The 14,589-nt window shown below is 48.7% G+C and carries 9 protein-coding genes and 1 tRNA gene; 8 read left to right on the forward strand and 2 right to left on the reverse strand.

Going from position 1 to position 14,589, the window contains the following annotated elements; translation table 11 throughout:
* Nucleotides 1-1,758: 1,758 nt before the first annotated feature.
* The 8 genes from DMN77_RS14970 to DMN77_RS15005 all read left to right on the forward strand — a co-directional run bounded on the left by DMN77_RS14970 (nucleotide 1,759) and on the right by DMN77_RS15005 (nucleotide 12,059).
* On the forward strand, nucleotides 1,759-2,685 hold the full coding sequence (locus DMN77_RS14970) for an ABC transporter permease (RefSeq protein ID WP_068778185.1): 927 nt from the start codon (nucleotides 1,759-1,761) through the stop codon (nucleotides 2,683-2,685).
* Nucleotides 2,686-2,702: 17 nt separating this feature from the next.
* A complete protein-coding gene (locus tag DMN77_RS14975; RefSeq protein WP_068778156.1) occupies nucleotides 2,703-3,584 on the forward strand; it encodes a carbohydrate ABC transporter permease in 882 nt (293 codons plus the stop codon).
* 164 nt (nucleotides 3,585-3,748) lie between these two features.
* Nucleotides 3,749-5,323, forward strand: coding sequence for an extracellular solute-binding protein (locus DMN77_RS14980; RefSeq protein ID WP_372775975.1), 1,575 nt, complete (start codon nucleotides 3,749-3,751; stop codon nucleotides 5,321-5,323).
* 77 nt (nucleotides 5,324-5,400) lie between these two features.
* Nucleotides 5,401-6,438: a response regulator transcription factor gene (locus tag DMN77_RS14985; protein WP_179015560.1), complete on the forward strand. Its 1,038-nt coding sequence runs from the start codon at nucleotides 5,401-5,403 to the stop codon at nucleotides 6,436-6,438.
* Nucleotides 6,438-8,294: a sensor histidine kinase gene (locus DMN77_RS14990; protein ID WP_179015561.1), complete on the forward strand. Its 1,857-nt coding sequence runs from the start codon at nucleotides 6,438-6,440 to the stop codon at nucleotides 8,292-8,294. The genes DMN77_RS14985 and DMN77_RS14990 overlap by 1 nt, the downstream gene beginning before the upstream one ends.
* Nucleotides 8,291-9,058, forward strand: a complete 768-nt coding sequence (locus DMN77_RS14995) for an SDR family NAD(P)-dependent oxidoreductase (protein WP_179015562.1) — start codon at nucleotides 8,291-8,293, stop codon at nucleotides 9,056-9,058. The genes DMN77_RS14990 and DMN77_RS14995 overlap by 4 nt, the downstream gene beginning before the upstream one ends.
* Nucleotides 9,059-9,361: 303 nt before the next feature.
* Nucleotides 9,362-11,668, forward strand: coding sequence for a DUF4962 domain-containing protein (locus tag DMN77_RS15000; protein ID WP_179015563.1), 2,307 nt, complete (start codon nucleotides 9,362-9,364; stop codon nucleotides 11,666-11,668).
* A gap of 73 nt (nucleotides 11,669-11,741) precedes the next feature.
* Nucleotides 11,742-12,059, forward strand: coding sequence for a cupin domain-containing protein (locus tag DMN77_RS15005; RefSeq protein ID WP_068778149.1), 318 nt, complete (start codon nucleotides 11,742-11,744; stop codon nucleotides 12,057-12,059).
* Nucleotides 12,060-12,246: 187 nt separating this feature from the next.
* On the opposite strand, the gene DMN77_RS15010 is transcribed toward DMN77_RS15005, so the two are convergent.
* Together DMN77_RS15010 and DMN77_RS15015 are read right to left on the reverse strand one after the other, a co-directional pair.
* A complete protein-coding gene (locus DMN77_RS15010) occupies nucleotides 12,247-13,707 on the reverse strand; it encodes a phospholipase D-like domain-containing protein (protein ID WP_179015564.1) in 1,461 nt (486 codons plus the stop codon).
* A 662-nt stretch (nucleotides 13,708-14,369) separates the two neighbouring features.
* A tRNA-Arg gene (locus tag DMN77_RS15015) sits at nucleotides 14,370-14,443 on the reverse strand.
* Between the last annotated feature and the right edge of the window lie 146 nt (nucleotides 14,444-14,589).

Here is a 14,589-nt window from a genome sequence, read left to right on the forward strand (position 1 = left end):
AAAGCCTGCTTTAAGAGGAGTCAGTCTGGTCATTCAATGTTTAACGGAAACGCGGATTGTTGCTCGGTCCGTTAACAGCGGCCATTGAATCTGACGAAATTACAGAACGCTATCTCGTCAGTAACAGTATGAACTTGAATTTATCATAATCTCGGATCGCTGTGCAGAATGTTTTTTCGCCAAAACCAGTGGCAATATGAATCTAACGAAACTACAGAACGCTATCTCGTCAGTAACAGCAGAAGCCTGAATTTACTATAACCCCAGATCGCCACGCAAAATGCTATTCCGTCAAAACCAGTGTCAATTGAATCTAACGAAACTACAGAACGCTATTTCGTCAGTAACAGCAGAAGCCTGAATTTACTATAACCCCAGATCGCCACGCAGAATGTTATTCCGTCAAAACAGTGGCAATGGATTCTAACGAAACTACAGAACGCTATTTCGTCAGTAACAGCAACAATTTGAAATTACCATAACCGCAGATCGCCATGCAGAATGTTATTCCGTCAAAACAGCGGCAATGGATTCTAACGAAACTACAGAACGCTATTTCCCTCAAAACAGCAGCAATCTAGATCTAACGAAACTACAGATTGTTATTTAAGAGAAATCCCGTCTCAAACCCCCAATTTGACCTAAATAACGATCCCCAGTTTCGTTAAAATTTTTTTGGGCCCAATTTAGGGGAAATAGCGATATAGTGTTTCGTTAGAGTAGTGTTTCGGCTGGATTTGCCAATGATTCACCAGTGATCCATCAATGATCAACCTCTCTGCGCTACAAGGCCAATCGGTCTTGCAGCGTTTTTCCGTCAGTAACGTTAACATAGCCGTAGATTGCTGTGCAGAATGAAAACCAGCGGCAATATGAATCTAACGAAACTACAGAACGCTATTTCCCTCAAAACAGCAGCAATTTAGATCTAACGAAACTACAGAGCGTTATTTAAGAGAAATCCCGTCTCAGACCCCCGATTTGACCTAAATAACGATCCCCAGTTTCGTTAAAGTTTTTTGGGGCTCAATTTAGGGGAAATAGCGATATGGTGTTTCGTTAGAGTCGTGTTTCGGCTGGATTTGCCAATGATTCACCAATGATCCATCAATGATCAACCTATCTGCGCTGCAGGGCCAATCGGTCCTGCGGCGTTTTTCCGTCAGTAACGTTAACATAGCCGTAGATTGCTGTGCAGAATGAAAACCAGCGGCAATATGAATCTAACGAAACTACAGAACGCTATTTCCCTCAAAACAGCAGCAATCTAGATCTAACGAAACTACAGAGCGTTATTTAAGAGAAATCCCGTCTCAAACCCCCAATTTGACCTAAATAACGATCCCCAGTTTCGTTAAATTTTTTATCGGCTCCATTTAGGGGAAATAGCGATATGGTGTTTCGTTAGAGTCGTGTTTCGGCTGGATTTGCCAATGATTCACCAATGATTCACCAATGATCCATCAATGATCAACCTCTCTGCGCTGCAGGGCCAATCGGTCCTGCGGCGTTTTTCTTTCCGCACCGCGCGCAGCTCCCAGCGCGCGGTGCTTCGCTGCATGACGGCGTCGGTTGACCACATGTTATGAACAACGATTGGGCGTGCAAAAAAACACCTTAAAAAATCACCAGACCACAGCATATGACACCATGCAGTGTCGCCCTTCTCGGCAGTACTATTAAGAAAAGCCAGAAAGGAGGCAAAGAAGACTAGTGATGCATAACAAAATGGACACAGCGGCAAGATTGCCCGCGGGCATGGCGCCCAGACCAGGCAAGGAAGGCAGCACATGGCGCTTGATATGGAAGTATAAGGCGCTTTATCTGATTTCCATTCCCAGCATCCTTTATTTTCTGATCTTCAAATATATTCCGCTGGGCGGCTCAATCATTGCATTCCAGGAATATAACATTTTCAAAGGCTTCGGCGGCAGCGAGTGGGTGGGGTTTGCTCATTTTGCCGAAATGTTCAGGCATTATGATTTTTTGCGGATTTTAAAAAATACGGTGCTGATCGGGTTATATGATCTCGTTTTTGCTTTTCCCGCACCGATTATTTTGGCGCTCCTGCTTAATGAGCTGCGGCTGGTGATGTTCAAACGAGTGGTACAAACCGTGGTATATATGCCGCATTTTCTCTCTTGGGTAGTCATCGCCGGTATGTCAGTAGCGATTTTATCGCCGGCAACGGGAATTTTAAATCAGCTGCTGGGCTGGTTTGGTCTCGATCCTCTATATTTTCTCGGAGACAATAAATATATCCGCGGCGTCCTTATCGGATCCGGAGTTTGGCGCGATACCGGCTATGGCACCATTCTATATTTAGCAGCCTTGGCGGGGATCAATCCGGAACTGTATGAAGCAGCGCAGATCGACGGGGCCAACCGCTGGAAGCAAACGCTAAGAATTACCCTGCCAGCACTGCTGCCGACAATCATGATTTTATTTTTGCTTCATATCGGGAAATTTCTCGACTTCGGGTTTGAACGGGTATGGGTGTTCCTGAATGCGCTGAATACCGAAAGTGGGGAAATTCTGGATACTTATATTTACCGGGCGGGGCTTCTATCGCAGCAGTATAGCTATACGACAGCAGTGGGCATTTTCAAGTCGCTTGTGGGACTGACGCTGGTAATGACCGGGAACTTCTTCAGCCGGAAAACGACGGGCGAGAGCCTGTATTGATAGGGAGGGAGAACAGAATGCATCCGAAATTGTCAACAAGCTATAAACTATTCAATATATTGAATATCCTGTTCTTGACTCTGATCGGGCTGATGATGTTTCTGCCGTTTCTGAATGTCCTCGCCCAGTCGTTCAGCTCATCCAGCGCCATTACCGAGGGGAAGGTCAGCTTCTGGCCAATAGAGTTCACCCTGATCAATTACGATTATGTATTCAATGATGCCTCAATCTGGCGGGCGTTTGGAGTATCGGTGTTCGTGACTATAGTTGGTACGATGATCAATCTGATCGCCACAGCGACGCTGGCTTATCCGGTATCGCGGCAGGAATATGTGGGCCGAAGGGTGATTGTACTCATGGTCCTGGTGACGATGATATTCAGCGCACCGTTGATTCCGAACTTCCTGCTAATCAAAAATCTACATTTAATGAATACGCCATGGGCATTAATTCTTCCCGGCGCGATCAGCGCCTTTAACTTCTTCGTCATGCATTCTTTCTTCAAGCAGCTGCCGCCGGAAATTATCGACTCCGCACGAATCGACGGCTGCGGCGAGCTGGGCATCATGATCCGCATGGTGACGCCGTTGTCCAAGCCGGTGATGGCTTCGCTTGGCATCTTCTATGCGGTCAGCCATTGGAATGCTTATATGGGGGCGCTCTACTATATTGATCAGCCCAAATGGTGGCCGCTGCAGGTCAAGCTGAAGCGGATGTTCGAGACGGATGACATCAGCATTGATCCGGGAGCCTCGCAATTCAGCGACCTGGCCCATACCTCGCCTGAGGGAATCAAGATGGCCACGATCATTATCGCGACGCTGCCGATCATTATGATCTACCCATTTTTGCAAAGGCATTTTGTGAAAGGGCTTACAATAGGAGCGGTAAAAGCATGATTTGTGCTGGACTTTATAAACTCTCATTTTCTATAATCTTAAAAAATGACAGGTAAACATGAAGTAGCAACCTCACGCTTGCTAGAATTTTAAGGATACAATTTTCTTACAAAATGAAGCTACCCGCAAATGTAAATTCAATTATCGGGAAAGAGGGGATCGGTTTGAAGAAGTGGGCAAGCTTGATGTTAACCTGTATGTTCGCCATCAGCTTATTGGCAGGATGCGGGGGGAAAGAGGAAGCGAAGGAGCAGGCTCCGGGAACTGCCGAGCAGCAGGGCGAATCGGGGGAAGCGGTGACGAAATTCTCAATATCGCTGCGGACGCTTAATTTCGGGTATGTGGAGCAATCGCCGGACATCAATGCGGATAAATGGGTGAAACGGCTGGAGGAGCTAACCAATACCGATATGGACATCCGCCTCGTGCCGCATAAGGAATATGAGCAGAAGATGGCGCAGATGTTCGCCACCAATGATATTCCGGACGTAGTGCAGGGTGGGGGCGGCACGACCGGGAAAGAAATGGCCGGCTCTGTGGAGGCGGGGGTTTTTATGCCGCTGGACGATCTTCTGAAGGAGTACGGTCCGAATCTGCTTAAGAAAATTCCGCAAGAAGCATGGAATCGGATGAGCTATCAAGGTAAAATCTATGGTATCCCGGAGTGGCTGGGCAACCCTTCCCGCCGCGCTACATGGATCCGTAAGGATCTGCTCGACAAGACGGGATTGCCTGTACCCGAGACGGTGGACGATTATTTGAATGTAATGCGCGCCTTCAAGGATTTGGGGGTGGAAAATCCGTATATGGGACGGCAGGATTTCAAATATGCCGATACGTTTTTCGGAGCTTATGATGTGTTTCCGTATCTGAGTCAGTTTGAGGAGGTAGATGGCAAGATACAGCCGAAATTCCTCGACGCAGACAATATGATGAAAGCGCTATCTACTTATAAAACGATGTTTGACGAAGGGCTGATCAATAAGGAGTTCGCCACCATTAATCCGACGACATTCAAGAATACGATCCTGGCCGGTAAAGCGGGCATTTGGTCCATGAATGCCAATGAGCTGATCCAGTGGCAGACGCAGCTGAAGGAGAGTGTGCCGGAGGCCGAGCTTGCCATCATCGCTTCTCCGGTCGGACCGGACGGCAAGGGCGGATATTATCTTTATGGCGATGTGGCCCGCTCCTACTTTATTAACGCGAAATATGAGCATCCGGAGAAGATTATTCAGTTCTTCGATTGGATGGTATCCGATGAAGCCGAGCAGTTCTTCACCTTCGGAGTTGAAGGGGAAGATTACACGATGGATGGAGACAAAATTAATTATAAACAGCCCACCGATGTTCAGGCCGTTGACGAAGAGCGTTATCGCCAGGCATTTCTGTGGATGGTCCAAGATACAACCTACAATAAAGGCTCATTAAGCCTGACGGAGGAAGGCAGAAATCTGATGAGCGTGTTCGACAACACGCTGGCTAATGAGGGCCGGGACGGAATTGAATTCGATCCGCGGCTAGAAGCGTTAAAGAAGAATCCGGATATTACACCGCTATCCGATACACCTCCGCCATTGCTCATTACCCATATGGTGAAGATGGTGTACGGCCAGGAGCCGATCGAGAATTGGCCTAAAGTTATTGAGGAATGGAAGTCCAAAGGGGGAAATGACGTCCTTAAGGAAGCGAATGACCGTTATCAGTCCAAAGAAGGTGTATTCCTGCCGAGAAAGTAGACGTGAATCGCCTCGCAGACGGTTATCTGGCTAACTGCTAAGCAAAATCCGAAATCGAAAGGAGCTGCTACTTAAGCATGTACCGAATTCTGATTGTGGACGATGAACCTATGATTCTAAAAGGGTTGACGGTATTTTTGCAGCAGTCCGGGATAGATATCGCTTCGATCCGCCAGGCCGCGAACGGTGAGGAGGCGCTTGCCGCGATTCAGGAGGAGCTCCCCGATTTTGTGTTTACCGATATCCGGATGCCGGTGATGGATGGTCTGGCATTGTGCGCACAGATTGAGGAGATGAATGTACCGATTCAGACGGTGGTCATCTCGGGTTACGGTGATTTTACGTATGCGCAGACCTGCATCAGTTACGGGGTCAAGGAATATTTGCTTAAACCAATCAGTAAGCGAGATTTGCAGGATACGCTGCGCAAGCTTGTACAGCGATCGGAAGCCGCCAAGACCGCTTCTTCGTATCTGTCTGTTGCCAAAGCCGATGAATGGATCCAGGAGATGGAGCAAGCGGTTTATTATTTGAACCAGGAACGAGTGGAGGAGCTTCTGCGAATCCGGGAACAGGAAATGGGCTCCTATCAATGGCCGGATGCGGAGCGGACCAAGATGCTGGCAGAGCTCCACGCCCTGCTGGAGAAGAAATTAAAGGCCCGGGATGTAAACATTCTGCTGCCTCCGTTCAAACCTGAGCAAGGTATGTTGTTCCCCACGGCCTATCGCTATTTTGTCGATGGAATCCGGGAAACCGTATGCTTTTTACAGAAACGGCGGAAGGGGAAGCTAAAAGACCCGATTGAAGAAGTGAAGAAATATATCGAGCAAAATCTGGGCAGTGAAATATCCCTGGAGGAGGCTGCCGAGCTGCTTGGGCTTCATCCGAATTATTTCAGCGTCATGTTCAAACAGATGACCGGCGAGACCTTCGTACAGTACCGGACAAAACGGCGAATGGAGCATGCCAAGCGAATGCTGGGCGAAGAGCGGTATCGAATTACGGATATTTCCTATGCGGTTGGGTATGCCGATCACTCCAACTTCACCAAGACCTTCAAAAAATACGAAGGCATCTCACCTTCGGAATATCGTCAGAAGCTGGGAATCTGATGCCGCGTTTTTTTCGCAGAAGCATATCCAACCGTATTTTCGGTTATTTCATGATTCTGATCGTTGTCTCTTTATCGGTGGTCGGCACCATTACCTATTTCCAATCCTCCAAGCTTCTGGATCGTCAGCTCGAACGGTATCTGTCACAAATGATCACTCATGCGGCCTATCACACGGACCTATATTTGCAGACGTTTGATAATGCCAGCAAGACGATTCTATCGAGCAGCGATGTCCTGAAGTTCATGGAGATGGACCCGGACGATGGCTATCAATATTACGAGCTGTCGCAGAAAATCCAGAGCGAAGTTTTCGATTCGGCTTTTATAGTGTACCCGCAGATCGAGCTGATCTATATCATTAATCAGGATGGCAAAGCGATCACAACCAAAGATATGATCCAGAGCGAAGTGAAGGATTATAAATCCTATTATGAGTTGATAGAACAAAGTCTCCCGGAAAATGGCATGGGAGCGCTTATTAATTCGGCGTCAGTTGCCCCGGAGGATGAGCAGTATATTACCTTTGTGCGGCGGGTACGCGGCATCGTATCGCATAAGCCGAGGGGAATCCTCGGCATGAAGCTGAATACGCGGGAGATCTCCAAGCTGTGGGGCCAGATGGATCTGGGGGAGCAAGGTTATTCCTTCATTATTGATGCGAAGGGGAACTTCGTTGACAAACCACATCAGGTAGAGGCCGATGAATATATGGACGAAGTGATTAAACAAAGACTGTTGGCGGGAGAGGATACCTTTACCGAGCGGATTGGCGGACAGAATCGGATGTACGTCTCGCAGCAGCTGCAGGCCGCCGATTGGCGTATGGTCATATCCGTACCGGTCAGCGAACTGCGCCAGCCGATTATGAATATTCGCTATACGACCGTTATTGCCGGGGCGGTCACCCTGCTCGTTGCGCTTTGGATCGCCGGTCGATTTGGCAAGTCGCTGGTGCAGCCGCTGAGGAAGCTGGTACGAAATATGCGTCTGATGGAAAAGGGGGAATGGCAAACGATCGATCCAGGCGATCGTGAGGATGAGTTCGGTTATTTGATTCACAACTATAACAAAATGCTGACCCGGCTGTCGGATATGATCGAGCAGGTCTATGAAGCCGAGCTAAAATCCCAGAAAGCTGAGCTGAGCGTGCAGCGGATCGCCTTGGAGCAGCATAAGGCGGAATTCCAGGCGCTGCAGCTGCAAATTAATCCCCATTTTCTCTACAACACGCTGGAAACGATTAAATGCTATGCGGTAGTACAGGACTCCGAGGAGATTATGGAGATGGTCGAGGCCATGGCGTCGATGCTGCGTTATGCCATTCAGACGAGTCTGACGGAGATCACGGTCGTTGATGAGCTGAAGCATGTGCTGAATTATATGAAAATTTTACAGTATCGCACGCAGAGGCAATTTGAGCTGGAGGTAGATATACCGCCCCATCTGCTGCTTCATAAAATGGTGCGCCTCACCTTACAGCCGTTGATCGAAAATGTGTTTCAGCACGCTTTCCCGAACGGAATTCAAAAACATCACTTCATCGGGATTCGCGGATATACGGAAGGAGATCGCTTCATCCTGGCCGTAGCTGATAACGGGGTAGGGATATCCGTGGATCAGCTGCATGCGGTCAGGGAGAAGCTGCGCTTGAACCAGTTGGCCGAAGCTGATTCGCAGACGACGTATCATCAAGGCGGACTGGGGCTGATGAATGTGCATCGCCGGATTCAGATGGTATATGGGGAGACGTATGGCTTATCAATCGATAGTCTCATAGGTCAGGGAACGAAGATTATAATGTCGCTGCCATCGGATGGCAGCATCGTCTGCAGATATGAGGAGGGTACGGGATGATGATTCAGTTGCAAGGGAAAATCGCTTTGGTCACCGGCGCAAGTGCCGGAATCGGACGGCAGATAGCTGAGACGCTGGCCGCGTCGGGAGCGGCTGTTGCTGTGCATTATCGCAAGGGCAAAGAGGAGGCCGAGGCCGCAGCCGCGAGCATTATTCAGGCCGGCGGCCGCGCGGTGGCATGTTATGCCGATTTGACAAAGCTAGAGGATATGACCTCTTTGGTTTATGAGGCACAGGAGCGGCTTGGCGGAACGGTAGATATTCTAGTAAACAATGCCGGAGATTTGATCAAGCGCATATTAAATGGTGAGATGACCGAGGAGCATTATAGCCGCGTCATGGATGTGAATTTCAAGTCCTGCGTGTTCATGAGCAAGCTTGTGATTTCAGGGATGCAGTCCAAGGGCGCAGGGAAAATCATTCATTTGACCTCGGTAGCAGCGCATGACGGGGGTGGTCCCGGAGCCTCGATCTATGCAGCGAGTAAAGCTGCGGTCATGGCTTATGCCAAAGGCCTGGCTAAAGGGCTTGCTCCGAACGGCATTCAAGTGAATTGTATCTCGCCGGGATTTATCGGACGGACGGCGTTTCATGCTACGCATACCTCCGATCAGGGGAGAGAGGCAACCGTGGCGAAAATTCCGCTTGGCCGGGAAGGAGCGCCTCAGGATGTGGCGAATGCAGCCTTGTATCTGGCTTCATCCCTATCCGATTATCTGACAGGAGAGACGATCGAGGTTAATGGTGGATTATTTATGCGCTAGCTGTTGAACTCATTTGTACGGATGAAGGCAGCCAGGTGAAATGTTCTCGCGATCGCTGTCTGTTACAGATTTTCTTTATGAAGTATTTGCATCCAATAAGGCAGAAATCCGTTCACAAAGGCGAAGCCCGCTTCGCTTCGAAGCAGCTTTCTTACAGCAAGCTTGCTGCTTCTTCTGAATCACTTCACCTGGGATCAATCTCCAAAGTGGTTCTTCTTTTGAAGATTGTACCCGCTTGCCTATTTTCGCTCTGCCAGCAGTTCAACATATATCAATAATAAGAGGATGGAGGCATGCTTTCTGATGAGCACCACGAATGCGTTGTACCAGCCTTTAAGTGGAGATTTGACGGTTCAATACCAGCCCGACGAAGAGACGGAAATCTATGAGAATCCGCCGCGGTTCACCTGGATTCCCGCCAAGCTGGAAGAGGATAGATATATGCTGGAGATTTCCGCGGCTCCGGATTTTAGCCAGGAGCACACTCGCTCGTATGGACCGGTTTCCTATAATTTTTTCACCCCTGATGCAGCGCTATCGCCGGGGGATTATTATTGGCGTTATGCGCTGATAGAGAGCACGGGCGAGCGGTCTGACTGGAGCCAGGTACGGAGGTTTATGGTTCCTGTCGGGCTGCCGGAGACCCCTCTGGCTTCACGGGTCGACCGATATGTACAGGCTCAGACTGCACATCCTAGGTTATGGCTTCAGGCTCATCAGCTGGAAGCTTTTCGTGAAAGGATAGAGCATAACGCAGCGGACGCTGGCTGGTCTGAGTTTTACGAACGGTCCGTGTTGCCCTGGGTCAGCCGGGATTTAATCGCGGAGCCGAAGCCATATCCGGGCAATCAGCGGACGGCTGCGCTGTGGCGTCAGAGCTATCTGGATTGCCAGGAGGTTCTGTATGCGATTCGGCATTTGAGTATTGCTGCTGTCGTGCTGAAGGACGAAGAACTATTTGATCAGGCTAAACGCTGGCTGCTGCATGCCGCTTCTTGGGATCCCGATGGCCCAACCAGCCGCGATTATAACGATGAGGCTGCCTTCCGCATCGCCGGTGCGCTTGCCTGGGGGTATGACTGGCTCTTTGAAGAGCTGTCGGAGGATGAGCGGGGACTTGTGCGGAATCAACTCCTGCGCCGCGCCCGTCAGGTTGCTGTACATGTGATAGAACGCTCCAAAATCCATCATGTGCCTTATGACAGCCACGCTGTCCGCTCTCTTTCGTCGGTGCTGATTCCTTGCTGCATCGCTTTATTGGATGATGAGCCCGAGGTGAGGGAGTGGCTCGATTATACGGTAGAGTATTACTATACGCTGTTCTCTCCTTGGGGAGGAAAAGATGGCGGTTGGGCCGAAGGCCCGCATTATTGGACTACAGGCATGGCTTATCTGACTGAAGCGCTCGATTTGCTGAGAAACTTTACCGGGCTGGACGTATTCCGGCGGCCCTTTTTTCAGCGTACGGGAGATTTTCCGCTATACTGCTACAGCCCCGTCACATCGACCCGTGCTTCATTCGGTGATAATTCTTCGCTGGGGGACGGCTTCATCAAGAAAGCGGGCTATAACATGCGCCAGTATGCGGGGGTGACCGGCAACGGTTGGTATCAATGGTATTATGAACAGCTCAAGGATCGGAACCCGGAAGCGGATAAAATGTTTTATAACTATGGTTGGTGGGATTTCCACTTCGACGAGCTGTTGTATCGCTATAACTATCCGATAGTTCAAGCGGTAGAGCCTGAGGGGATTGAGCCGGTCAAATGGTTCCGAGATATCGGCTGGGTAGCGCTACATCATCGGATGCATAATCCTGAGGAGCAAATCACGCTGATTGCCAAGAGCAGTCGTTACGGCTCTGTTAGCCATAGCCACGGTGATCAAGGGGCATTCCTGCTGCATGCCTTCGGCGAGCCGCTGGCGATAGAGAGCGGGTATTATATTGCTTTTAACAGCTCGATGCATGTGAAGTGGCGCAGACAGACGCATTCCAAGAACGCCATCCTGATCGATAATCAAGGCCAGTTTGCAGATATGAATAAGCCGCTGAATATTGCTGCCCGGGGCGAAGTGGAGGACGCCTTTCACCACAAAGACTATTGCTATGTGCGGATGAATCCGACACCAGCTTATCTTGAGCACGTACCCTATTTAAAACAATATAAAAGGGAAATTTATTTTGTGCAGAACGCTTATTTCGTGATCGTCGATTCGATAGATTTGGAGCAGCCAGGACGTGTAGAGTGGCTCTTTCACACGCTCTATGAGATGGAGCTGAAGGGTCAGGCATTTCATGTTCATGGGTGCAAGGCGGATATGGAGGGCCGCTTTGTGTTCAGCTCTGCAGGGGATTTAACCTTGACCCAGTCTGACGAGTTTACAGGTGTTGATTCGGCGGAAATTGAAGGGCTTGCCAGGCACTGGCATTTGCGTGCCGAGACGCCGCCTGCGGCCTCGCACCGGATCGCTACATTGCTTGTACCGAAGCGGCATAGTGAACGCGGAAAATATGTGTCCTACTTTATGGATGACCAAGGCTTCAGCTACAATCTTTATTTTACGGATCAGGGGCAGACGCAGAAAATAGAGATCGGCAAGGCTTTTTGATAGGAATGGTTAAAAACAGGCTGAAATTATTGTCCTAGGTCCAAGGAATTACGCATGGAGAGGAGGAGCGGAGATGAGCAATATCGGAAAATGGGAGAATGCCGAGCCTGGTGTCACACGCAAAATTATGCAGCCCGGTGCTGCATTGATGATGATGGAGGTTCATTTCGAAGCGGGGGCAGAAGGATATGAGCATGCGCATCCGCATGAGCAGATGTCCTACTGCCTGAAGGGCAAGGTTGAGTTTACGATTGATGGAGAGAAGAGGGTTATTGCGGCCGGGGAAACCATGGTTATTCCGGGTGGAGCCAGACATGGCGCCAAAGCCTTGGAGCCAAGCGCGCTGCTGGACTGCTTTACACCAGTACGGGAGGATTTAGTCAGAAGGTAGCAGGTTCCAGGGTAGAAAGCGGTATATCTATCGTGTCATGCTTGAAGTTGCTTAGCCGTGGTCTTGTCATATGACAGCCATCAACCGAGACGACATTCACCAAATAATAAATTCGTTAGCCTGCACAGAGGTAATATGTATAGAAATATGAATAGAAGAGGGGGCGCCTGCCCCCTTGTTTTATTTTTTATAGTAAAAACTTATACAGCCAAGATATTTTCTGCAGCGGGTAGGAGATCCATTTTTTGTACCACGGGATGTCTCTTGGGGGGATTTGCGAGCTATCGGAATAGCCATTCTTTTTGTCGTATACCAGAGAAGCGGTTTGGTAAGCACTCATATGATCTTCAAGCCGATCATGGAACTGACGACCGTGAACCACCAGCATGACCTCGGTATTAATATAGGTGCTTCTTAGATCCAGATTGTAGGAGCCGACCAAGGATAGATCGTCATCAATTATATAGGATTTTCCGTGTAAGGAATGATCGCCTTGATATTCATAGATTTGATCAAAGGTATCTGCCAGAGCCGTCCGTGAGGCCAGGTAACTGGAATAAGCAAGCACATTTGGTGAAGAAGCCTGTGAGTTCGTGAGCAGACTGAATTGCTCAATTTTATTTCCAACCTGCCTCAAGGTATTTTCCATGGTCCGATTCAAGACGGTGTAAGGGCTTTGGATAGTCACTTTATGATCGGCGTTCAGGATTAGTTCACTGAGTTGATACCATAGAAGGGGTTCTTTTTTCAGCGTATGGCTTGGATTGTGGATGAAGCTGATTTTTGCTGTAGGTACGGTGATCTTCTCCGCATTAATATGCTCGGATACAAGATAAGGTTTGTTCTCGATGAAATGCTGATAAGTTTCAACCAATCTCTCCGTCTGCAGCTGTCCAGCAGCGGTTTGCACCGCTGATAATTTGCCGTAAGTATGCTTAGAGGTGTTCAGGCCCCATATTTCCCCAAAATACAGTTTTACCCGTGGAATGACGCTTTGAGCTGAATCAGATGTTCCGGCAGCCGTGTTGTAGACCAGTACGTCCCGATCCAGACTGTATGACTTGTTGTATCCTTCCATCTCAAAGTATTTGTCTCCGATATTCCGTCCGCCAAGCAACACAAACGTATCATCCACGATGATGTATTTGTCATGCAGCCTCCCATTGAAGGTCCATGGTTTAAGCAATTGCACGGGATTATAAAATTTCAACTCAACATTTGGATTCTGCACCAATGCATAGGCCGTTGTTTTCGCTTGGCTTGTCAGGTGATGGGCAACTCCGTCAATCAGAAAGCGGACTTTAACTCCACGGTTCGCAGCATCAAGCAGAGCGCCGAAGAAGACTTGGGTGCTGTCGCCCCAATGGGTGGAGTAATACGATACATCTAGGCTGCTTTGAGCGGCATGAATCAGGCCAACACGCGCTTCCAGCCCGGCCTCTCCCATCTCCATAATTCCTGCTCTGTCCACTGAAGGGGCTTCAGAGCCGTAAAAGGATGCTGAATCAAAGCTGTCCTTAAACTGTTGGTTTACTTCAGGGAAAAAAGCATAAGGTATGAGGCCGAATGCGACTATATAGAGCAAGTACAGCGTCAGACCGACCAGTCCGTATTTTAGCGTCCGTCGCTGCCATGTTTTCTTTTTCATAGTAACCTGCCTTTCTTGATTACGATCTTCCCGGTCGGGAAATACAGTTTCTTACCCCCTAGTGGAGTTGAGATAGCTTTGCCCTCCAACATAGCTTTGAATCAGGGGACTGACTTGTCACGGACATCCGTGATGTTAATATGCAAAAAAACAGTCGTTATTTTAAGTGTTACCTGATCCTTTTCAATGCTGAAAACCACTGCCGAAAAGGGTGTTTTATCAGATAACATGCGGCTATGTGTGGCCTGTGAAAATTCATAACGATCAAAAATACCATTCCAGGGGCCGCTGTAACCATTACAACCCTTTGCATTACATGCACCGCTAATTTAATTTTCCGAAGTCTATTCGGTAATCTCTTCTATAGAGCAAAGCGCCTCTTAAGGCGATGATCTCATTCGTAATGGACGCCAGTTGAAAAGTTTCTGTTCAGCATAAATGACGATAGGGTGTTTTGTTAGAGGCGGTCTGCCTAGTTTTAGTTATACTTCAGATCGCAAGCGGCTATTCGTGTCGCGCGTCGATAGATCAATAGAGAGTTAACCGCAAATGTGGCTGGTGGCTCGTACTCTTACTATTAGAATCGCTTGGGCTATGTAGATGGGGTTCTCATTGCAAAGAACGCAAAAAAGTCCAGTTCATTGAACTGGACTTCTTCTATACGTCCCAGAAGGGATTCGAACCCCTGACCGACGGCTTAGAAGGCCGTTGCTCTATCCTGCTGAGCTACTGGGACAAAACAAAGCAAGCAAAAAGTATCATAACATATCGAGGGCGAGTTAGGCAACAATAGATTTTAGGCGGATTTTGAGGCTAATTTTTTGCCCTGTACAAAGTCTATGCTATAATTTCAAATAAATTGCTTCGGAAGAAAGGGGGCTG

The organism is Paenibacillus sp. 79R4, from assembly GCF_013393165.1.
Taxonomy (GTDB): domain Bacteria; phylum Bacillota; class Bacilli; order Paenibacillales; family Paenibacillaceae; genus Fontibacillus.